Below are 20,850 nucleotides of genomic sequence, written 5' to 3'. Positions count from 1 at the left end.
AATTACCATGCCTTGAAATTATGTCAATAAGGCTGACATAATTTCTTCATCACTCGACCGAAACGACCGGAAGCAGCCAACAAGCATGACAGACGCCGACCCGATCAAAACCCCGCTGACACTGGATGATGGCGTTGACTTCGCAATCATCGAGCATCTGTTCTTCGCCTACCGGGATTTCACGGCCGATCCTGACGCCATCCTTGACCAATATGGTTTCGGACGAGCGCACCATCGGGTTCTGCACTTCGTCAACCGGCTGCCCGGCCTGACCGTGGCGGAACTTCTCGAAGTCTTGAGGATCACCAAGCAGAGCCTGGCTCGGGTGCTCAAACAGCTCATCGACGATGGATACATTGTCCAGGTCCCAGGGCCCCGCGACCGCCGCCAACGCGAACTCTACCCGACGCAGAAGGGGCGCGACCTGGCGCTGGCGCTGGCGCTGCCACAGTCCCGCCGCATCCGTGCGGCACTTGAAGAAGCTCAGCCGGGCGACAGCACGGCGGTAGAACGCTTTCTGCGCGCCATGGTGAACCCGGAATTGCGCGCTCAGATGGACAAACTGCCCAACGGGCGTTCTAAATGAGCAATGCGTCCACGTCTCTTGAGGAGGTCGTCACGATGAGCGAAACCGGCAATCTCGAAAAGGACCCACCTGTCCTGAGCGATGATGCGCCGCATTTGCTGGTGGTCGACGACGACACGCGTATTCGCAGCCTGCTCAACCGCTTTCTGCGGGAAAACGGTTTCCGCGTGACCATTGCCGGCAACGCGGCCGAAGCACGCCGCAAACTGGTGGGACTCGATTTCGATCTCGTCGTTCTCGATGTCATGATGCCGGGAGAAGATGGTGTCTCGCTCACCAGATCACTGCGCGAAGAAAAGGACACACCGATCCTTATGCTGACCGCGCTTTCGGAAACGGACAGCCGCGTCACGGGACTTGAAGCCGGCGCCGACGACTACCTGCCAAAGCCGTTCGATCCTCGGGAACTCGTGCTGCGCATCAACAGCATTTTGCGCCGCAGCGCGCCGCAATCCACTCCCAAGGTCGAGCAAGTGGTGTTCGGCCCATACGCATTCCAGATCGCCAAACGAGAACTCAAGCACAGCGGCAAGCTGGTGAAGCTGACCGACCGCGAACGCGATATCATGGTGATTTTCGCAGAGCGGGCGGGCGAAACTGTGCCGCGGCATGAACTGGTGGGAGAGGATTCGGAGGTGGGCGAGCGCACGATCGACGTTCAGATCAACCGCCTGCGCCGCAAGATCGAGCGCGACCCTTCCAATCCCGTCTACCTGCAGACCGTGCGAGGCATCGGGTATCGGCTAAGCGTGGAATAGCCCGTATCTCAAACCGAAAGCGGCCGGTAGTTCGCAATATCCGCTTTTATGCCAAGGCGATCCATCATCTCGAGGCGGTCGAACCCCGTTTCGGAATGCATCCGAGCCACAGCCTCACCTGCGCGCGCAATTGCCTCGGGCCCCTCCCATTCCACCATCGTGACAAAATTGAACACGCCTGGGCCTGAGGCCTGCTCGAGAATGATGTCCCCCGCGAAACCCACCTGTTCTCGCAGAAGCGCGTGCGTGGCGGAGACGCGATCGAGAAATTCCTCCCGGGCCGCGACAGGAACAGTGAATTTATCGACGCGATAGATCGCGCCGGGGTTGGAACTTGCTTGTGACTGCGCGGGCATGGTGTCTCCTTGGAAAATCAATGGGAACCGACATGCCACACACTTTCGAAGTTCAAGTTGACTTTAAGTCAAGAGGCTCTTCGCACTTGCGGTTGCTGACGTTGTATCCGCGTACAGGCCAGCACAATGCGGCCGCGAGAACGCCGCGCGTAAAAGCGGTTCCCTCTTTCGCACGCAATGCATAGGATCGGACCGGATTGCAGTTCGGGAATGGATGCCCGAAAGGGCGAATGGCGGAATTGAACATCAACTCAGAACAGAAGACGGCAGCCAGGAAGATTACGTCGTTGACGCACTTCAAACAGGCATTGGGTGCCATGCGCAGGCCCTGGCGACGGTTCTGGCGCATCGTTTCGCGCTATATGCCCAAGCAACTCTATGCGCGCTCGCTGATCATCGTGATCGCGCCGATGCTGCTTCTCCAGTCCGTCATCGCTTTCGTTTTCATGGAGCGCCATTGGCAAACGGTCACGCAGCGTCTGAGCCAGGCTGTCACGCGCGACATTTCTGCGATTATCGACATGATCGAGACCTATCCGGGCAATGACGGTTATGCGCAGGTCATTCGCATTGCGCAGGAACGGCTGGCTCTGAAGATCGACCTTCTGCCGCCCGATCCTCTGCCAGCTCCCGGCCCCAAACCGTTTTTTTCCATCCTCGATCAAACGCTGGGTGAAGAAATCACCCGGCAGATCAACCGGCCTTTCTGGCTCGACACGGTGGGCAATTCAAACATCATCGAAATTCGCATTCAGCTCGAGAACCAGGTCCTGCGTGTATTTGCCCGCCGCAGCCAGGCCTATGCATCCAACACGCATATTTTTCTTCTATGGATGGTTGGCACGTCGCTGGTGCTAATTGCCATTGCTGTGGCCTTCCTGCGCAATCAGATCCGCCCCATCCTGCAATTGGCCGCCGCTGCTGACAGTTTCGGCAAGGGGCGGCCGACACCGAGCGATTTCCGGCCGCGCGGTGCGGAGGAAATTCGCCGTGCCGGCAGTGCCTTCCTTTTGATGCGTGAAAGGATCGAGCGGCAGATCGAGCAGCGAACCGCCATGCTGACGGGGGTGAGCCACGATCTCAGAACCATTCTGACCCGCTTCAAGCTGCAACTGGCCGTGGCTGGCAGCAAAGAGGACATCGAGGCACTCAATCAGGACATCGAGGATATGCGCTCGATGCTGGAAGGATATCTCGCGTTTGCGCGCGGCGAAGCGGCGGAGGATCCGGGTGAATTCGACCTCGCTGCTTTCTTTGAACGCGCTGCGGAAGAAGCCGGCCTGCGCGGATGCACGCTGAAGATCGGGACCAACGGCAACACGTATCTGCATGTACGGCCCAACGCCTTCAGCCGGTTGTTGAACAATGTGATCGGCAATGCCTTCCGCTATGCCTCCAATGTTCAGATCACCGCCCGCAACAGCAATGGGACCTTGACCATCACCGTGGACGATGACGGGCCCGGCATCCCAGCCGACATGCGCGAGGATGTTTTCAAACCCTTCGTGCGGCTTGATGAAGCCCGCAATCAGGATGAAAGCGGAACAGGGCTTGGCCTGTCCATTGCCCGCGATATCGCCCGTAGCCACGGGGGCGACGTGACTCTGGACGACAGTCCGCTCGGCGGTCTGCGGGCCGTTATCCGCGTGCCCTCATAGAGCGTTTCAACCAGGTCAACGTACAGCCGGGCGGGGTGGGTGATCCAACTCGAAAACCAGTGTCTGGACGCCATCGGCATCCACGCGGATGCGCCGGGCACGGATCATGAAGACGATGATTTCCCCCTGCCCCGCCAGTTCAACAAAATCTCCCTTTCGGGCCCAGTCACCCAGACAGAGCCTGTCCAGCTGCCTGTCGAGGCCGGCGATTTCAGCCTTGCGGCGCGCGGCGCTGGTCAGTTCGACGATCGTCTTCAAGACTTGTCTCCCGATATCGCGGGTCGGGCAGTCTCCTGACCCTTCGCCTGCGGTAAATTGCACGTTATCCTTTCGTCTAACACACTGAGTCGCAACCGGGCTACACACGCTTATTTCGCCCGACCGGTCATCCAAGGAAGGGGCCCATGACTTCACGCTACGCAAAAATCGCCATGACGCTGGCACTCGCTGCCTTTGCTTTCATGGTGACGTTCAACAACATCACCGATTACGGCTCGAACTTCGCCTTCGTGCAGCATGTGTTCAGCATGGACACCACTTTCCCCGGCAATTCAGCCATGTATCGCGCTATCACCACGCCGGCGCTGTGGCATGCCGGATACTGGCTTATCATCGCCGGTGAAGGCCTTACCTTTGTGCTTCTGCTGCTCGGCGGCCTCAGGATGCTCGGTGCGCGCAACGCTTCGGCTGCAGAGTTCCACGCATCCAAGAAACTGATGGTCGCGGGTGCAACGATCGGCTTTCTCGTCTGGTTCTTCGGCTTCATGGTCGTCGGGGGCGAATGGTTCCTGATGTGGCAGTCCGACACGTGGAACGGACAGGACGCGGCCTTCAAGTTCTACATGGCGATCATCGGCGTCTTGATCTTCGTCAACCAGCGCGACGACGAAGTCGCCTGACGGATATGATCCTGACAGCGGTATGTCATTGCGGGGCCGTGCGGATGGAAACGTCCGCACGGCCCTTGTGGTTGACCGACTGCAACTGCTCGCTCTGCCGCAGGCTCGGCGCACTCTGGCTTCATTGCGACCCTGCCGAGGTGAGCTTTCCAAGCGGCGAAGACACAACCGTGGCCTACGTGCAGGGCGACAAGACGCTTGCAATGCACCACTGCCCCACCTGCGGATGCACGACACACTGGCGCCCACGAGACCAAGGCAACCGCATGGCCATCAACGCACGGCTGATGGAAACAGGTGCGATTGTCGGTCTGCGTATTCGCCACTTTGACGGCGCGGAGACATTTGGTTTTCTGGATTGAGGCACGGACGGCCGAATTTATACAACCCGGATCAGGCCTGCTGAGGCTGTTTAGTGAAGGCGGCTGCCGTTTGGCACTTTCCCGTCGCATCCAGCGAGAACGATGGCGCCATTTTCGTCTGAAAACCCCATCACGAGGATTTCCGACATGAATTTTCCGATCTGGCGCGGCGGGAAGTTGACCACCGCCACCACCTGCCGCCCGACGAGAGTCTCGGGCGTATAATGCACGGTGATCTGCGCGGACGACTTCTTGATACCGATCTCCGGACCGAAATCGACCTTGAGCTTGATGGCAGGTTTGCGGGCTTCCGGATAAGGTTCAGCCTCAATCACGGTGCCGATGCGGATATCCACCTTCAGGAAATCGTCGAATGTGATTTCCGGGGCCTTCTCCGATGACATGCCCGCTCCCCTTCTTGCGACCTAGGCGTTTCCGTAGGTTTCGAACAACACGCTGTTCAATGCATCCTGAGCGGTGCTGCCCGACCAGATGACATACTGGAAAGCCTGATAATAACATTCACAGGCTTCCAGAGCGCTGTTCAGCATGGTCTCGACCTGTTGGCCCGTAGGCTCGACGCCGCCGGCAAGAACCAGCGCCTGGCGGAACATCACGACATTCTCGCGCTCCCACAGGTCGAAATGGCCGAACAGCATCTGTTCGTTGATGAGCGAAAGGAGCCGCATGACTTCCAGGGTACGCTTCGCAGGCACTTTCAGATCAAAGGCGCAGGCAACATGCAGCGCCTCGAATTCCTCCATCCAGGAGAAGGACACGTTATAGTCGGTCCATGTGCCGGCCACGGCGATGGCGATCTCGTCGTCGCCATTACGCTCGAAGCTCCAGTCATTGGTGTGCGCGACATGTTCGATGACATCAACGGGATGCGCATCACGGGTCATGTCGAGTTCAAGAAGGCTCATTAATCTGCTTTCCCGTATCTGGAGGCGCCGCAACACCCCGCAAGAATCCACAGCGGAAATGCTCTTCCGCAAGTCGTTTCAGACCTGAAACACAATGTGGAGCGACAACGACAACGCATGGAACTTACGCGGGCCCGCCCCTGCCCGACTGCATGACCAGTTACGAATCACGCTGTAAATTCAGTGTATTGATGCAGAGTCGCGTGACCAGACCTTTTTTATCGAAAGCCTGTGGAGCGTGTGGATAGAAACGCCGCGCGGCACAGAGCGGCGCGACGTAAGCGACTCTCGGACAAGGATTTTTCGACGCCATACACAGGCGCCGGTAATAAAAAATTATTTTTTCGTCCGGGTGGATGACGCCGGTTTCGAATCGGATTTCGCAGCTTTTGCGGCACCGCCTTCCGAAAGTTTTGCTTCCAGAGCGTCGATGCGCGCAACGAGCGCCGCGTTTTCTTCGCACGCTTTCAAAGCCATCTCGCGCACCATCTCGAACTCTTCGCGCTGGACGACGTCCATCGAGCTGAGAATGCGTTCGGCCTGTGCCTGAAAGGCTGTCTCGACCTCGCGGCGCACGCCCTGAGCGGCACCTGCGGCATCGGTCATCAGCTTGGCGAACTCGTCGAGGATTCGGTTGCTTCCGTTGGTCATGGCTCGTTTCCCAGATTGAACCTCTGACCTAGTGGGCAAGACGGCCGATTGCAAGGCAAACCGCGCCTTGACCTCGCCCCGATGCTTCGCAATACCTGCGGCGACTATGTTTCATGCGCCGGGAGGCCCGATTGACCGATTACCTGCTAACGCCTCTCGCCGCCCTGCCCTTTCCCAACATAGACCCGGTGGCGCTACAGGTCGGACCGCTCGCAATCCACTGGTATGGGCTTGGCTATGTGGTCGGCATCCTCACCGGCTGGTGGTATGCGCGCCGGCTGGTTTCGAACGAGCGCCTGTGGGCAGGCGGCAAGCCGGCGATGACCGTCACGGATCTCGACGATTTCGTTCTCTGGGCCGCGATCGGCATCGTGGCCGGCGGACGCATCGGCTATATTCTCTTCTACGACCTTCCCCGCTACATCGCGAACCCGCTCGACATTCTCGCCGTATGGGAGGGTGGCATGTCGTTCCATGGCGGGCTGCTCGGCGTCACGCTCGCCATGCTTTTGTTTGCGAAGAAGCGCGGCATCAATGCCTGGAGCCTGTTCGATACGGTCTCGGCGGTGGTGCCGATCGGTCTCGGTCTGGTGCGTGTGGCCAACTTCGTGAACTCGGAGCTTTGGGGCCGGGTGACGGACGTGCCCTGGGCCTTTGTCTTTCCCAATGGCGGGCCGGAGCCGCGCCATCCGAGCCAGCTTTATGAAGCAGCGCTCGAAGGGCTTGTGCTTTTCGTGGTGCTGCGCTTTCTCACCCATAAGGGGCTGAAGCTGAAGATGCCGGGCTTCGTCGCCGGCGCGTTTGTGTGCGGCTACGGCCTATCGCGCATCGTGGTCGAGTTCTTCCGCGAGCCTGACGCGCATATCGGCTATCTGGCCGGCGGGTGGCTGACCATGGGGATGGTGCTTTCGCTGCCCATGGTGCTTGTGGGCGTGTGGGCGATGCTGAGGGCGCGGGCCGCAGCCCGATGAAAACACTGAAGGATCGCATCAGGGCGCAGATCGAAACGGCGGGGCCAATGAGCATCGCCGACTATATGGCGCTTTGCCTTTTCGATCCCGACGAGGGCTATTACACGACGCGCCAGCCCTTTGGCGCCGATGGCGATTTCACGACCGCGCCGGAGATCAGCCAGATGTTCGGCGAATTGTGCGCCATCTGGCTCTACACGGCGTGGCAGGCGAGCGGCGCACCGAAAACGCCTGTTGTGGCCGAGATTGGCCCCGGACGCGGAACGCTGATGAAGGACATGCTCCGGACCTGGGCGAAAATCGACCCGGCGTTCGGAAAGCAGATGCGGCTTTTCATGATCGAAGCGAGCCCGCGGCTGAGCGACGTGCAGCGTACGACGCTTGGGCTTCCGGAAGGTGAAGTGGCATGGATCGCCGATCTGGACGCTTTGCCGGAAGGGCCGCTTTTCATTGTTGGCAATGAGCTGTTCGACGCCATTCCCATCCGGCAATATGTGAAGATCGGAAATGCCTGGCGCGAACGCGTGGTTGGCCTCGATGCGGAAGAACGGCTTGCGTTCATGGCAGGGGCCGGCTCTGCGGACCCCGCTCTACTGCCGCCGGGTGCAAATAACGCACCCGAGGGAGCAATCGTGGAACTCGCGCCCGCTCGCAATGCCCTGATGGCCCGCATCGCCGAACGCATCGGCAGAGAGGGCGGAGCTGGGCTTTTCATCGATTATGGTTATGCCTCCCCCGCCCCCGGCGACACGTTGCAGGCGATGCGCGGCCACGCCTATCAGGACTTGCTGAAGGAGCCCGGCAAAGCCGACCTGACGGCGCATGTGGATTTCTCCGCTCTGGCAGGTGCAGCAAAGGAGCAGGGCCTGACCGCCGAACTGATGGGCCAGGGTGACTTTCTCATCGGGCTCGGCCTTCTGGAGCGCGCCGGACGACTGGGTGCCGGCAGGAACGCCACGGAGCAGCAAGCCATTCGCAACGATGTGGAACGGCTCGCCAGCCCCGACCAGATGGGAACATTGTTCAAGGTATTGGCCGTGACGCCATCCACAGTGGCGGTTCCCCCTTTCCTCTCAGCGCATTGACTTGATTTCGCCCCTGCCCCACCATCCCGCCGCTTGAGAACATCTGAAAAGGCGGCGCATGCTGGACACGACGAGGCCGGAACCCCTGCGGTCCCCGCTACTGGACCGTGAGCGGGAAAATGGTGTGAAGCATGGCTTCTTCACCCGGGCGGGCGGCGTTTCGACGGGGCTCTATGAAGGGCTCAATGTGGGTTATGGCTCGGGCGACGACCGCGAGACGGTGACCGAGAACAGACGACGCGTGGCCGAATGGCTGGGCGTCGACGCAGACCATCTTCTGACGGTTCACCAGGTGCACTCGCCCCATGCCGTTATTGTCGATGAACCTTTTGCAGGAGAGCGACCCGAGGCCGACGCGCTGGTGACCAACCGGCCGGGGCTGGCGATTGGCGCGCTTGCTGCCGATTGCGGGCCCATTCTGCTCGCCGACGGCAAGGCGCGCGTGATCGCAGCCGCCCATGCCGGCTGGAAAGGGGCTCTGACCGGCATTCTGGAAAACACCATTGCGGCGATGGAACTGCTGGGCGCGGAGCGGGAAAACATCACCGCCGTTCTGGGTCCCTCCATAAGCCAGGAAAACTATGAGGTGGGGCCGGAATTCGTGGAGCGTTTCGTCAACCACAACCCGGCAAACCGGGACTGGTTTCGCCCGTCGCCCAAGGCCGGGCATGCGCTTTTCGATCTCAATGGCTACACGGTAGCTCGGCTGACGGCAGCCGGCGTCCATGCCGTGCAGATCGGGCGCTGCACCTATGAAGAAGAAGAGCATTTTTACTCCTATCGCCGCGCCACGCATCGTGGTGAACGTGACTACGGACGTCAGATTTCAGCGATCATCCTGGAGGACATTTGATGGCGCTTCATTTTGACCAGGCAGAATTCGATTCCCGGCGCGATCGCCTCGTCATCGAAATGGCCGAGCGCAAGCTCGACGCCATGCTGCTTTTCGCGCAGGAGAGCATGTACTGGCTGACGGGTTACGACACGTTCGGCTTCTGCTTCTTCCAGTGCCTTGTCGTGAAAGCCGATGGCTCGATGGTGCTTTTGACACGCTCGGCCGATCTGCGTCAGGCGCGGCACACCTCCACCATCGAAAACATCGTCCTGTGGACAGACAGGCACGACGCCAACCCGGCCGTCGACCTGCGCAATCTGCTTAACGATCTCGACCTGCTGGGTGCCAGGATCGGTGTCGAATACGACACGCATGGCCTCACGGGCCGCAGCACCCGCCTGCTCGACGAGCAGTTGCAGACATTCGGCAAGATCGAGGACGCGTCAGATCTCGTCAGCCGCCTGCGGCTGTTCAAAAGCGAGGCGGAGATCAAGAAGGTGAAACGCGCTGCGAAGCTCGGCGATGAGGCACTGGACGCCGCGCTGCCACTTATCAAGCAGGGCGGAGACGAGGCCGCAATCCTGGCCGCCATGCAGGGCGCGGTGTTTGCCGGCGGTGGTGACTATCCGGCCAATGAATTCATCATCGGTTCGGGCGAGGACGCGCTTCTGTGCCGCTACAAGGCGGGCCGGCGCAAGCTCAACAAGAACGACCAGATCACGCTCGAATGGGCCGGTGTTTATCATCACTATCATGCAGCAATGATGCAGACCGTGCTGACGGGCAAGGTCTCCAAAAGACATCAGGAGCTTTTCGAGGCGGCACGTGATGCGCTGAATGCAGTGCAGAAGACGATGACGCCAGGCAGCACATTCGGCGACGTGTTCGATGCGCACGCACGCGTGATGGAAACCCATGGCCTGACAAAGCACCGGTTGAACGCCTGCGGCTATTCACTGGGCGCGCGGTTCTCGCCGTCCTGGATGGATCCGCAGATGTTCTACGCCGGCAATGAAGAGCCCATCGCGCCAGGCATGACGCTGTTCGCACACATGATCATCATGGATTCCGACACTGGCAGCGCCATGTGTCTCGGCCGCACCTATCTGACCACCGAAGACGCACCCGAGCCGCTTTCGCGCTACGGGCTGGACCTTATAACGAGGTGAAGGCAATATGCCGCGCAGGATCGAAGCCATTGAGGGGGGCTGCGGTATTTTGACTAAACGCGCCATAACGGGCATCGCCATGTTGAGCCTTGTCGGTCTTGCCGGCTGCAACACGGGATCCCCGCTCGATCTGAATTCCGGGCCGACACCGGAGGGCACTGTTCCCGGTGGGCAGACCGGGCTTCAGCAGCAGCCGACCGAAACCGCCCTCGCCTTGCAGACGGACGCGGCGAACGAGACTGCGGCAGCCCCCCTGCAGGCCGTGACCACCAGTGAGCGCATACAGTTTGCCCCGGTGATCGGTGCAACGGCAGAGGCCGTCCCGGCGCTCTCCCGCCGCCTCGAAGCCCGAGCCCGACAAAGCGGTATTGCCATCGTGCCCCAGGGCGGCAGCGCCTCCATGGTGATGAAGGGCTATTTTTCAGCCATCGCCGATGGCGGCAAGACGACCGTGATTTATGTCTGGGACGTGCTCGATCCTTCAGGCAACCGGCTGCACCGTTTTCAGGGGCAGCAAGCCGCACCTGGGGGGCAAGGCGACGGCTGGTCTTCAGTCACCAACGCGACGATGGAAGCCGTGGCCGATGCAACCATCAGTCAGCTATCCGCCTGGCTTGTACAAAGGCAGAGCTGATTTTTTCGGGATTTCATCGTGATTCTTTCCTCAGGCGCTTGCAATAAAGCCTCACCCCGTTAAAAGCGCGGTCAAGCGTCAAGGCGTTCTCCGAGGACATTCCATGAAGCTCTTTGCGGGCAATTCCAACCGGGTTTTGGCAGAGGCCGTTTCCCGCTATCTCAACATTTCTCTTGGCAAAGCCACCGTTCGCCGGTTCGCCGATCAGGAGATTTTCGTCGAAATCCAGGAAAATGTACGCGGCGAGGACGTTTTCGTTCTGCAGTCGACCGCCTACCCGGCCAACGATCACCTGATGGAACTCCTCATCATGATCGATGCCTTCCGGCGTTCTTCCGCCCGACGCATCACCGCCGTGTTGCCCTATTTCGGCTATGCCCGGCAGGACCGACGCACATCCGGCCGCACACCGATCTCGGCCAAGCTGGTGGCTAATCTGATCACCCAGGCAGGGGCCGACCGCGTGTTGACGCTCGATCTTCATGCAGGGCAGATCCAGGGCTTCTTCGACATTCCGACCGACAACCTTTTTGCCGTGCCCGTGATGGCGCGCGACGTGAAGGCCAATTACACCCTCTCCAACGTCATGGTGGTTTCGCCAGATGTCGGCGGTGTGGTGCGCGCCCGCTCGCTCGCCAAACGCATTGATGCGCCACTTGCCATCGTCGACAAACGCCGCGACAGGCCCGGCGAATCCGAAGTGATGAACGTGATCGGAGACGTCAGCGGCAAGGACTGCCTGCTCATCGACGACATTGTCGATTCCGGTGGGACACTGTGCAACGCGGCCGACGCATTGCTCAACAACGGTGCCACGAGTGTGACAGCCTATATCACGCATGGCGTCCTTTCGGGCGGTGCCGCAGCGCGCATCGCCGGGTCGCGCCTGAAGGAACTGGTGATCACCGATTCCATCCAACCCAGTTCGGCAGTGGAAGCGGCGGAGAACATTCGCACGATCACCATCGCTGACCTTATCGGCGAGGCGATCTCACGCACGGCGACGGAAGAATCGGTTTCGAGCCTGTTTGACTGACAAAAACAGATTCCCAAATAAAAAAGCCGGCTCCAAGAGCCGGCTTTTTTGTTCGCGCGCCTCTTTGCTCAGGCAGCGACGCGATCTTGAGCCGAGCCAACCCACGCAGAGAATTTATCGATGAAGCCTGTCAGGAAGGCCTTCGTTTCTTCATTGGTGATGTCGTTGTTCTGGTCGATAAGGCCGGGCTTCATCTGCAGATAGACTTCCGGGCTGGTCAACAGCGTGGCTCCAAGGCTGACCATGATCGAACGAAGATGTATCTGAGCCGCAATTGCTCCCATGGCGCCCGGGCTGGATCCCACGATGGCGGTGGCCTTTCCGGTCCAGCTATTCTGTCCCCAGGGCCTCGAGCCCCAGTCGATTGCATTTTTCAAAACCGCGGGTATGGAGCGATTGTGTTCGGGCGTCACCAAAAGTACGCCATCGGCTGCCGCAACGCTGTCCTTAAGCTGCTGCGCGGCGGCCGGATACGCCCCCACGTCGTCATCATTGTACATCGGCAATGTGGTGAGATCGAAATATTCGAACGCAAGGCGTCCGTCGGCCAGCTTTTCCAAAGCCTGTGCAAATTTATGATTGATCGACTCCTTTCGATTGGAGCCAACGAGAACCAGGATTTTTTTCATAGCATCATTCCTCTGTCCGCCCGGGCTCAATTTCCCGGTGGTATCTTTTAGTAACCGCCCCTATATCTGGCAGAGGAAAGCGGGTTGCAAGAAGGCACCTTTATGAAACCACGTCACGGACACATCTCTGAAAACTGCCGACCGATCAGCGAGGTTCTGTCGTTGATCGGAGACAAATGGACATCTTTGATCATTGAGCGCCTCAACGAGGAACCGTTGCGCTTCAACGCGCTGAAACGGCGCGTGGATGGAATTTCGCAGAAGGTTTTGACAAGTTCGCTCAGGGCCCTCGAACGCGATGGCTTTCTTGAGCGCATCGAACATCCGACGGTGCCCCCGAGCGTGGAATACCGATTGACTGCCTTCGGGCATGAGCTTGCTCAACCGCTTTCGGCATTGAAACAGTTTGCCCTCGCCAACGCCGGCAGAATGGAAGCGGCCCGGGCAATGTATGACGCACGCGTCAGCGCTGAAAAAACCAGCGGCCGGCCACCGCAGCCCATCCAGCCGGCGGCCATGGGCTGAAAGGGCTTGCGCCCTTGCACATACCCCTTGCATCGGCTATAGACCCGCCGTCCGCGTAGACACCCTTGGAGGCAACGCGGGCGGAAGTCCGTCCGAGCGATTTCGGTATTCAGGCAGTGCATCATGCGCCGCCTGTTTCTTATTCGGAAGGCTTTCACGTTCCCCGATTGCGCGGGAGCGCTCCAAAACATGAAAGGATAGGCCATGAGCCATCAGAGCTACGAGCTGAAGGCCGAGGCGCGCGAACGGGTCGGTAAGGGGTCCGCCCGGGCTATTCGGCGCAACGGTAAAGTTCCTGCCGTGATCTACGGCGAGAAGGATGCCCCGCTTTCCATCACGCTTCCCTACAAGGAAGTGTCCATGAAGATTTTCGGCGGCGGCTTCCTCACCACGATTGCCACCATCGACGTCGACGGCAAGAAGATTCAGGTCCTTCCGAAGGACTATCAGCTTGATCCCGTCCGCGATTTCGTCATGCATGTGGACTTCCTGCGCATCGGCAAGGGAACGGTCGTTACCGTGAACGTGCCGGTTCACTTCATCAACGAAGAGACCGCTCCGGGCATCAAGCGCGGCGGTGTTCTCAACGTTGTGCGCCACGAGGTCGAGTTCACCTGCCCCGCTACGGCCATCCCCGAATACATCGAGGTTGATCTGGACGGTATGGATATCGGCGATTCCGCTCACATCTCTACCGTCAAACTCCCCGAGGGTGTTCAGCCGACCATCACAGACCGCGACTTCACCATCGCAACCATCGCAGCCCCTGCCGGCCTCAAGTCGGAAGAGTCCGAGGCTGACGAGGACGAAGCTGAAGTCGAGGCTGAAGAGAAGGAGGGCGAGGGCGAGGAGTAATCCTCCCCTTTCCTGCGAAACCTCATGCTGCTTATTGCAGGGCTCGGCAATCCCGGCCAGCAATACGAACGGCACCGGCACAATGTCGGTTTTATGGCGGCGGACGCGATTGCGCGCCGCCATAGTTTTTCGTCATGGTCGAAGAAGTTCACCGCGCTGGTGGCCGAAGGCCGCATCGGCGGCGAGAAGGTTCTGCTCATCAAGCCGCAGACCTTCATGAACCTCTCAGGCCAGGCGATTGGCGAAGCCATGCGCTTCTACAAGATCGATCTCGACGATCTGATCGTTTTTTATGACGAGCTCGACCTCGCGCCCGGCAAGCTGCGCATCAAGACGGGCGGCGGCTCGGGCGGCCACAACGGCATCAAGTCGATCGACGCCCATTGCGGCAAGGATTACCGCCGCGTGCGCATCGGCATCGGCCACCCGGGCGACAAGGCGCGTGTGAACGCGCATGTGCTGGGCGACTTCGCCAAGGCGGACCAGGCCTGGCTTGAACCGATGCTGGACGCCATCGCAGACAATATCGCAATGCTTGCCGAAGGCGACGAAGCGGGTTTCATGAACCGGGTCAGCCTTGCGGTGAAGGGTGCCGGCGCAGAGCCGGCCGAAAAACGGGACAGCAAGCCCGCCAAACAACAGAGCCACATCCGCCAGGCGCGGCAGAAGGGGCCTTCCGCCTCCCTCCCCGAGAGCGGCCCGATGGCAGCCATGCTCAAAAAACTCCTCGGCCAGAAGGAATAGGAAATGGGTTTCAAATGCGGCATCGTCGGTCTGCCCAATGTTGGCAAGTCGACGCTCTTCAACGCGCTTACCAAAACGGCCGCCGCACAGGCTGCCAACTACCCGTTCTGCACCATCGAGCCCAACACGGGCGAAGTGGCCGTGCCGGACCCGCGTCTGAAGAAGATTGCCGGTGTGACCGGTTCCAAGGAGGTCATTCCGACCCGCATTTCCTTTGTCGACATTGCCGGCCTCGTGCGCGGCGCTTCCAAGGGCGAAGGACTGGGAAATCAGTTTCTGGCCAATATCCGCGAAGTAGACGCCATCGTGCATGTGCTGCGCTGTTTCGAGGATGACGACATCACCCATGTGGAGGGTCGAATCGACCCGGTGGCGGACGCCGAGACCGTCGAGACGGAGCTGATGCTCGCCGACCTCGAAAGCCTGGAACGGCGCACCCTGCAGATGCAGAAGCGCGCCACCGGCAAGGACAAGGAAGCCCAGACGCTTCTGCCCATGATGGAGCAGGCACTGGCGCTGCTTCAGGACGGCAAGCCGGTGCGCGTGCTTCTGGACGGCATCGCGGCGGAGGATCTGAAGATCCTGCGCGGCCTCAACCTGCTGACCTCAAAGCCAGTGCTCTATGTGTGCAATGTGGCCGAGGGCGACGCTGCCGAAGGCAATGCCCAGAGCAAGCGCGTGGAGGAAATGGCAAAGGCGCAGGGTGCGATGACGGTGGTGATTTCCGCCGCCATCGAAGCCGAGGTGGCCCAGCTTGCCGATGAGGAAGCGGCTGAATATCTGGAGGCAATGGGGCTGGAAGAGCCCGGCCTCGACCGTCTGATCCGTGCCGGCTACGAACTGCTCGACCTGATCACCTTCTTTACTTCAGGCCCCAAGGAAACCCGGGCCTGGACGGTGCAGAAGGGCGCAAAGGCTCCGCAGGCCGCCGGCGTGATCCACACGGATTTCGAACGCGGCTTCATTCGTGCGCAGACCATCGGCTACGAAGACTTTGTCACTCTCGGCGGTGAAGTGGCTGCCCGAGAGGCCGGCAAGGCGCGCGATGAGGGCAAGGAGTATGTGGTGACGGACGGTGACGTGATGCTGTTCAAGTTCAACACCTGACCGCATACCGACTGGCCAGAAGGACCTGGTCTTGACGGCGCGCCAATAGCCGGAAATCTTCATTCCCGGTTTGAGGGAACGAAGCAATGATCAAGGCCTATAGTCTCCAGAACGAACGTCTGAATTCAGTCGCACTGGCATCTGTTGACCAGGACTCAATCGTCTGGGTCGATATGCTTTCCCCCTCCCCGGAGGAAGAGAGGACCGTCGAAGCATGGTTCGGGATCGCAATTCCGACGCGTGCCGACATGGAAGAAATCGAAATCTCAAGCCGGCTCTATAGCGAAGACGGCGCGCACTACATGACGGCAACCCTGCCGGCAAGGGCAGACGGCGACCAGCCGGAGATGGGGCCCGTAACCTTCATTCTCAGTCCCGCGGGCACGCTGGTCACACTTCGATTCCACGAACCCAGCGCCTTCCAGATCCTCCCCCAGAGAGCGGCGAAAGCCGCCCTTGGGTGTACCAATGGTGAGGCGGTGCTGATCAATCTTCTGGAAGTCATCACTGACCGGCTTGCCGACATTCTGGAACGGGCGGGCCGCGAAATTCTAGAACTTTCGAAAGGCATTTTTCATCCTTCCGAAAAGAAGGCCTCCAAACGCGACCGTGACTTCCAGATCCTCCTCCGCCGGATTGGCCGCAAAGAGGATCTGATCTCAAAACTGCAGGACAGTCTTCTCACCATGCAGCGTCTTTCCGGCTTCCTGAGCGCGGTCTCGGGCCGCAGCGGCAAGGACGAACGCGCGCGCATCAAAACCCTTTCGCGCGACATCGCCTCGCTTGCCGATCATACGACAGGGCTCTCACAGAAGATCGGTTTTCTGCTTGATGCGACCCTTGGCATGATCAGCATCGAACAGAGCGCCATCATCAAGATATTCTCCGTGGTGGCCGTCATCTTCCTTCCGCCGACGCTTGTCGCCTCGGTCTATGGCATGAACTTCGATATCATGCCGGAACTGCATTGGCCGCTCGGCTATCCCTTCGCCCTTGGGCTGATGGTGCTCTCCGCTCTTCTGCCCTTCTGGTATTTCAAACGCCGCGGCTGGCTCTAGAGCATCGAACCGAAAAGTGGAATCCGGTTTTCGGATTATTCCGATGCTCCATCAATAGTTTAGATCCTCCTTTGTGCGTCCGAATGGACGCACGGCGATCTAATGCATGTCGCTTTCAAATGAATTCATTTGAAAGTACTACAGCGTCCTTTGCGCGTCTTATAAGACGCGCGGCTCTGTAGCGTCCAAGCTTGGCAATCTTCTCCATCCGGTGCTTGAAGAATGCACTGCTTGCGGCCATAAGGTTCAAGCCTGAACAGGATTGAACCATGACTGACAAAAAGTGGGCGTTTGAAGACCTTGAGCCCGGAGTGACCATTCCCTTCGGCGAAAAAACCGTTGGTGCCGAAGAGATCAAGGACTTCGCACGCCAGTTCGACGCGCAACCCATGCATCTGGACGAAGAAGCGGGGAAAGCCAGCATTCTTGGCGGCTTATCGGCCTCCGGCTGGCATAGCTGCGCCATCTTCATGCGCATGCTCTATGACGCGTTGTTGGTGGACTCCACCTCGCAGGGCTCTCCAGGCATCACCGAGGCCCGCTGGAGGCGTCCTGTGATCGCCGGCGACACACTGACGGGGAAAGCCACCGTGCTCGAACGGCGGGCATTGAAATCGCGGCCCGGCATCGGTCTCGTCACTTTCCGGCATCTGATCACCAACCAGCGCGGCGAAACGGTGATGGAGATGGAGAACCCGATCATGTTCAGAATGCGCAATACGGGAGACCCGGCATGAGCCTCGATCGGTTTCTCCGCTTAGGCGAAACAATAACGCTGGGCACTCATACGTTTACAGCCGACGAGATCATAGCGTTCGGTCGCCAGTTCGATCCGCAACCGTTTCACACCGATGCAGAGGCAGCGCGCGACAGCGTGTTCGGCCGTCTATGCGCCTCCGGCTGGCATACATGCGCCATGTGGATGCGGTACAATCTGATCGGCATCGAACGCGATGCGTTCGGCCCGTGGGAAGGACCCGGCGAGAAACCCGAATTCGGCCCTTCGCCCGGCTTTTCCAATCTGAAATGGTTGAAGCCTGTCTACGAGGGAGACACGATCACGTTCACGCGGGCCGTGACCGGCCATCGTCCCCTGGCCTCCCGCCCCGGCTGGCATCTGGTCTCGCTTTCCGCTGCGGCACACGGCGCAGATGGCGAGCCCGTGATGAGCTTTGAAAACGGTGTGCTGATGAAAGCCGGCTGAACCGGTCTCACTCGCCCTCAAAAGCGATCAGTGTGTGAACATCGACGCCAAGCGCTTCCAGCTTGGCCCGTCCGCCAAGATCAGGCAGGTCTATCACGAAACAGGCTGCCACGATGTCGGCTCCCATCTGCGTGAGGAGCTTGACCGCACCTTCGGCGGTTCCACCGGTGGCAATGAGGTCATCGACCAGAATGACCTTTTCGCCCGGCGTCACCGCATCCTTGTGCATCTCCATTTCGTCGATGCCATATTCGAGACTGTAGGCAACGCGCACCGTGTCGTGCGGCAGCTTGCCCTTCTTGCGGATCGGCACAAAACCCGAAGAGAGCTGGTGCGCAATCGCTCCTCCAAGGATGAAGCCGCGTGCCTCGATCCCAGCAACCTTGTCGACCTTGGCACCCGCATAGGGATGGACCAGTTCGTCCACGGCCCGGCGAAATGCGCGCGCATTGCCAAGCAAGGTCGTGATATCGCGAAACAGAATGCCCGGCTTCGGATAATCCGGAATGGTGCGGATCGCGGAAAGAAGCGTGTCTTGAAGTGTCTGAGAAGCTGCCATGTACCCTGCCCCGGTTCAGATAGTTCTTGCCGCGTTGCGAAGCAAAAGAAAAGGGCGCTTCAAGCGCCCTTCCTGTTTTTTCTTGCCTTGCAGGCGCCTTAATGGACGTCCGCCCAGATCTTGCGTTTGGTGAGATACATCAGTCCACCAAAGAGCAGAAGGAAGACCATGACCACAAATCCGGTGGACTTGCGGGCTTCCAGGTGGGGCTCGGCTGCCCACATGAGGAACGCTGCAACGTCACGGGCATACTGGTCAACAGTCTCGGGCGCACCGTCATCATAGGTGACCATGCCCTCAGAAAGCGGAGGTGCCATTGCAAGCGAGGCTGAGGAGATGAAATACGGGTTGTAATAGGTGCCTTCCGGAACCTCGTGCCCGTGGGAATCTTCCTCATAGCCCGTGAGAAGAGCGTGGATATAATCCGGACCAGCTTCGGCATACTGTGTGAAGATGTCGAAGACGAAGGTCGGGAAACCCCGCTCCACGGCGCGCGCCTTGGCAATCAGCGAAAAGTCCGGTGGAACCGCTCCATTGTTGGAGGCGGCGGCCTGCTGCGGGTTGGCGAACGGTGCCGGGAAACGGTCAGACGGCTTTGCAGCACGCATGAACATGTCTCCGGAATCATCCGGGCCGTCCTCGACCTCGTATTCGGCTGCGATCGCACGAACCTGGGCCTCGGAATAGCCCAGATCCTCAAGATTGCGGAACGCCACAAGGTTCATCGAGTGACAGGCCGCACAGACCTCACGGTAAACCTTGAACCCGCGCTGCAGCTGGCCCTTGTCATAGGTTCCGAACGGGCCAGCGAAGGACCAGTCCTGCTCGACCGGCTTCTTGATCGGATACTCGGCCGCGTTTGCTGCCGTGACCGCAGCCAGGCCGAGGCCGAGCGCAGCCAATCCGTTGAGGATGCTTTTCATTGCGAAAATCCCTTTGCGCATTCTCTCGCTCAGCCCTTTGCCTGTTCTGTGGCCGGCACGCCGGCGGACTTCTTCTCCAGCACCGCTTCCGTGATGGAATTGGGCAGGCGGCGGGGCGTCTCGACCAGACCCAGAACCGGCATGATCACGATGAAGAAGGCGAAGTAGTAGAGCGTCGCCCCCTGAGCCATCGCCACATAGACACCCTCCGCAGGACGAGATCCGAGCCAGCCCAGGAAGATTGCATTGATGACGAAAAGCCAGAAAAACAGCTTGTACCAGGGACGATAAACCGCTGAACGAACCTTCGAGGTGTCGAGCCATGGCACGACGAACAGGACCGCGATGGCGCCGAACATGGCCAGAACACCACCGAGCTTGGAATCGATAGGCCCGATGTTGAAGGTGATGGCGCGCAGGATCGCGTAGAACGGCAGGAAGTACCATTCCGGAACGATGTGCGCCGGGGTCTTCAGCGCGTCAGCCTCGATGTAGTTATCCGGGTGACCAAGGAAGTTCGGAATGTAGAAGACGAAATAGGCGAACAGAGCCAGGAACACGACCATGGCGAACGCATCCTTGACGGTCGCATAGGGCGTGAAGGCCACGGTGTCGGTCTTCTGCTTCACTTCGATGCCGGTCGGATTGGTCTGACCGGTGACATGCAGCGCCCAGACATGCAGCACGACGACGCCGGCGATCATGAAGGGCAGAAGGTAGTGCAGCGAGAAGAAGCGGTTCAGCGTCGGATTGTCGACCGCGAAGCCGCCGAGCAGGAGCTGCTGAATCCAGTCACCTACAACGGGGATGGCCGTGAAGAAGCCGGTGATCACCGTCGCGCCCCAGAAGCTCATCTGGCCCCAGGGAAGCACGTAACCCATGAAAGCGGTCGCCATCATGAGGAGATAGATGATGCAGCCGAGGATCCACAGGAGCTCTCGCGGCGCCTTGTAGGAACCGTAATAAAGGCCGCGGAAGATGTGCACGTAGACGGCGATGAAGAACATCGACGCGCCATTGGAGTGCAGGTAGCGGATCAGCCAACCGGAGTTGACATCACGCATGATCTTCTCGACCGAGTTGAAGGCCACCTCGGTGTTGGCGGCATAATGCATCGCCAGCACGATGCCGGTCACGATCTGCGCAACGAGCATCAGCGTCAGAATACCGCCGAATGTGTACGCATAGTTGAGATTGCGTGGCACCGGATAGGCCACGAAAGAATCATAGACCAGACGCGGAAGCGGCAAACGCGCATCCATCCAACGGCCGAGGCCGCTCTTGGGCGTATAGGTCGAATGTCCAGCGCTCATAGAAAAT

Annotated in this window: 27 protein-coding genes; 18 read left to right on the top strand and 9 right to left on the bottom strand. The window is 59.6% G+C overall.

Annotation, left to right across the window (positions count from 1 at the left end):
- Positions 1-85 precede the first annotated feature (85 nt).
- Positions 86-586 carry a MarR family winged helix-turn-helix transcriptional regulator gene (locus H7H48_RS08985; RefSeq protein ID WP_229448707.1) on the top strand — a complete coding sequence of 167 codons (501 nt, stop codon included), beginning with the start codon at positions 86-88 and terminating at the stop codon, positions 584-586.
- A 35-nt stretch (positions 587-621) separates the two neighbouring features.
- Entirely contained in the window at positions 622-1,344 is a 723-nt protein-coding gene (locus H7H48_RS08980; protein WP_229449220.1) for a response regulator, read from the top strand.
- A gap of 8 nt (positions 1,345-1,352) precedes the next feature.
- Here H7H48_RS08980 and H7H48_RS08975 read toward each other — a convergent pair whose 3' ends face one another.
- On the bottom strand, positions 1,353-1,700 hold the full coding sequence (locus H7H48_RS08975) for an antibiotic biosynthesis monooxygenase (RefSeq protein ID WP_229448706.1): 348 nt from the start codon (positions 1,698-1,700) through the stop codon (positions 1,353-1,355).
- A 317-nt stretch (positions 1,701-2,017) separates the two neighbouring features.
- Between H7H48_RS08975 and H7H48_RS08970 the strand changes: the two genes are divergently transcribed.
- Positions 2,018-3,358: a HAMP domain-containing sensor histidine kinase gene (locus H7H48_RS08970; RefSeq protein WP_229449219.1), complete on the top strand. Its 1,341-nt coding sequence runs from the start codon at positions 2,018-2,020 to the stop codon at positions 3,356-3,358.
- 15 nt (positions 3,359-3,373) lie between these two features.
- Here the strand turns inward: H7H48_RS08970 and H7H48_RS08965 are convergent, their stop codons facing one another.
- Positions 3,374-3,616, bottom strand: coding sequence for a hypothetical protein (locus H7H48_RS08965; protein WP_229448705.1), 243 nt, complete (start codon positions 3,614-3,616; stop codon positions 3,374-3,376).
- A gap of 146 nt (positions 3,617-3,762) precedes the next feature.
- Between H7H48_RS08965 and H7H48_RS08960 the strand changes: the two genes are divergently transcribed.
- Together H7H48_RS08960 and H7H48_RS08955 are read left to right on the top strand one after the other, a co-directional pair.
- The gene (locus H7H48_RS08960) at positions 3,763-4,257 is read left to right on the top strand and encodes a DUF2165 family protein (RefSeq protein ID WP_229448704.1); all 495 of its coding nucleotides are present in this window, start codon (positions 3,763-3,765) and stop codon (positions 4,255-4,257) included.
- 44 nt (positions 4,258-4,301) lie between these two features.
- Positions 4,302-4,619, top strand: a complete 318-nt coding sequence (locus H7H48_RS08955; protein ID WP_229448703.1) for a GFA family protein — start codon at positions 4,302-4,304, stop codon at positions 4,617-4,619.
- A 50-nt stretch (positions 4,620-4,669) separates the two neighbouring features.
- Here the strand turns inward: H7H48_RS08955 and H7H48_RS08950 are convergent, their stop codons facing one another.
- From H7H48_RS08950 to H7H48_RS08940, 3 genes are all read right to left on the bottom strand, one after another.
- A complete protein-coding gene (locus H7H48_RS08950) occupies positions 4,670-5,023 on the bottom strand; it encodes a tRNA-binding protein (RefSeq protein ID WP_229448702.1) in 354 nt (117 codons plus the stop codon).
- Between the two features lie 21 nt (positions 5,024-5,044).
- Complete coding sequence (locus H7H48_RS08945) at positions 5,045-5,545, bottom strand: YbjN domain-containing protein (protein ID WP_223021232.1); 501 nt, start codon at positions 5,543-5,545, stop codon at positions 5,045-5,047.
- A gap of 336 nt (positions 5,546-5,881) precedes the next feature.
- Entirely contained in the window at positions 5,882-6,196 is a 315-nt protein-coding gene (locus tag H7H48_RS08940) for an accessory factor UbiK family protein (RefSeq protein ID WP_229448701.1), read from the bottom strand.
- Positions 6,197-6,309: 113 nt separating this feature from the next.
- On the opposite strand from H7H48_RS08940, the gene lgt reads away from it, so the two are divergent.
- The 6 genes from lgt (at position 6,310) to H7H48_RS08910 (ending at position 11,926) form a co-directional block, all read left to right on the top strand.
- A complete protein-coding gene (gene lgt / locus H7H48_RS08935) occupies positions 6,310-7,167 on the top strand; it encodes a prolipoprotein diacylglyceryl transferase (protein ID WP_370633336.1) in 858 nt (285 codons plus the stop codon).
- Positions 7,164-8,252, top strand: a complete 1,089-nt coding sequence (locus H7H48_RS08930; RefSeq protein ID WP_229448699.1) for a class I SAM-dependent methyltransferase — start codon at positions 7,164-7,166, stop codon at positions 8,250-8,252. The genes lgt and H7H48_RS08930 overlap by 4 nt, the downstream gene beginning before the upstream one ends.
- Positions 8,253-8,310: 58 nt before the next feature.
- Positions 8,311-9,105 carry a peptidoglycan editing factor PgeF gene (gene pgeF / locus H7H48_RS08925; protein ID WP_229448698.1) on the top strand — a complete coding sequence of 265 codons (795 nt, stop codon included), beginning with the start codon at positions 8,311-8,313 and terminating at the stop codon, positions 9,103-9,105.
- Positions 9,105-10,256 carry a Xaa-Pro peptidase family protein gene (locus H7H48_RS08920; RefSeq protein ID WP_229448697.1) on the top strand — a complete coding sequence of 384 codons (1,152 nt, stop codon included), beginning with the start codon at positions 9,105-9,107 and terminating at the stop codon, positions 10,254-10,256. The genes pgeF and H7H48_RS08920 overlap by 1 nt, the downstream gene beginning before the upstream one ends.
- A 7-nt stretch (positions 10,257-10,263) precedes the next feature.
- On the top strand, positions 10,264-10,890 hold the full coding sequence (locus H7H48_RS08915; RefSeq protein ID WP_229448696.1) for a hypothetical protein: 627 nt from the start codon (positions 10,264-10,266) through the stop codon (positions 10,888-10,890).
- Between the two features lie 103 nt (positions 10,891-10,993).
- Positions 10,994-11,926 carry a ribose-phosphate pyrophosphokinase gene (locus H7H48_RS08910; protein ID WP_223021238.1) on the top strand — a complete coding sequence of 311 codons (933 nt, stop codon included), beginning with the start codon at positions 10,994-10,996 and terminating at the stop codon, positions 11,924-11,926.
- Between the two features lie 68 nt (positions 11,927-11,994).
- Here the strand turns inward: H7H48_RS08910 and H7H48_RS08905 are convergent, their stop codons facing one another.
- Positions 11,995-12,555, bottom strand: coding sequence for an NADPH-dependent FMN reductase (locus tag H7H48_RS08905; RefSeq protein ID WP_229448695.1), 561 nt, complete (start codon positions 12,553-12,555; stop codon positions 11,995-11,997).
- Between the two features lie 102 nt (positions 12,556-12,657).
- Between H7H48_RS08905 and H7H48_RS08900 the strand changes: the two genes are divergently transcribed.
- From H7H48_RS08900 to H7H48_RS08870, 7 genes are all read left to right on the top strand, one after another.
- Complete coding sequence (locus H7H48_RS08900) at positions 12,658-13,080, top strand: helix-turn-helix domain-containing protein (protein WP_229448694.1); 423 nt, start codon at positions 12,658-12,660, stop codon at positions 13,078-13,080.
- A 204-nt stretch (positions 13,081-13,284) separates the two neighbouring features.
- Positions 13,285-13,935 carry a 50S ribosomal protein L25/general stress protein Ctc gene (locus tag H7H48_RS08895; RefSeq protein WP_229448693.1) on the top strand — a complete coding sequence of 217 codons (651 nt, stop codon included), beginning with the start codon at positions 13,285-13,287 and terminating at the stop codon, positions 13,933-13,935.
- 24 nt (positions 13,936-13,959) lie between these two features.
- Positions 13,960-14,679 carry an aminoacyl-tRNA hydrolase gene (pth, locus tag H7H48_RS08890; protein ID WP_229448692.1) on the top strand — a complete coding sequence of 240 codons (720 nt, stop codon included), beginning with the start codon at positions 13,960-13,962 and terminating at the stop codon, positions 14,677-14,679.
- Positions 14,680-14,682: 3 nt separating this feature from the next.
- Positions 14,683-15,786, top strand: coding sequence for a redox-regulated ATPase YchF (ychF, locus tag H7H48_RS08885; RefSeq protein WP_229448691.1), 1,104 nt, complete (start codon positions 14,683-14,685; stop codon positions 15,784-15,786).
- An 86-nt stretch (positions 15,787-15,872) separates the two neighbouring features.
- Complete coding sequence (locus H7H48_RS08880) at positions 15,873-16,844, top strand: magnesium transporter CorA family protein (RefSeq protein WP_229448690.1); 972 nt, start codon at positions 15,873-15,875, stop codon at positions 16,842-16,844.
- Positions 16,845-17,113: 269 nt separating this feature from the next.
- Positions 17,114-17,581 (top strand): MaoC family dehydratase, encoded by a 468-nt coding sequence (locus tag H7H48_RS08875; RefSeq protein ID WP_229448689.1) that lies wholly within the window; start codon positions 17,114-17,116, stop codon positions 17,579-17,581.
- A complete protein-coding gene (locus H7H48_RS08870; protein WP_229448688.1) occupies positions 17,578-18,048 on the top strand; it encodes a MaoC family dehydratase in 471 nt (156 codons plus the stop codon). Before H7H48_RS08875 ends, H7H48_RS08870 begins: the two co-directional genes overlap by 4 nt.
- Positions 18,049-18,055: 7 nt before the next feature.
- Here H7H48_RS08870 and H7H48_RS08865 read toward each other — a convergent pair whose 3' ends face one another.
- The 3 genes from H7H48_RS08865 to H7H48_RS08855 all read right to left on the bottom strand — a co-directional run bounded on the left by H7H48_RS08865 (position 18,056) and on the right by H7H48_RS08855 (position 20,843).
- The gene (locus tag H7H48_RS08865; protein ID WP_223021247.1) at positions 18,056-18,607 is read right to left on the bottom strand and encodes an adenine phosphoribosyltransferase; all 552 of its coding nucleotides are present in this window, start codon (positions 18,605-18,607) and stop codon (positions 18,056-18,058) included.
- A 98-nt stretch (positions 18,608-18,705) separates the two neighbouring features.
- A complete protein-coding gene (locus H7H48_RS08860; protein ID WP_229448687.1) occupies positions 18,706-19,530 on the bottom strand; it encodes a cytochrome c1 in 825 nt (274 codons plus the stop codon).
- Positions 19,531-19,559: 29 nt separating this feature from the next.
- Positions 19,560-20,843: a cytochrome b N-terminal domain-containing protein gene (locus H7H48_RS08855; RefSeq protein WP_229448686.1), complete on the bottom strand. Its 1,284-nt coding sequence runs from the start codon at positions 20,841-20,843 to the stop codon at positions 19,560-19,562.
- Positions 20,844-20,850 lie beyond the last annotated feature (7 nt).

It is taken from the genome of Nitratireductor sp. B36, from assembly GCF_020833685.1.
Taxonomy (GTDB): domain Bacteria; phylum Pseudomonadota; class Alphaproteobacteria; order Rhizobiales; family Rhizobiaceae; genus Nitratireductor.
Note: the sequence above shows the minus strand (reverse complement) of the source record. Positions and strands in the feature narration are given on the sequence as shown.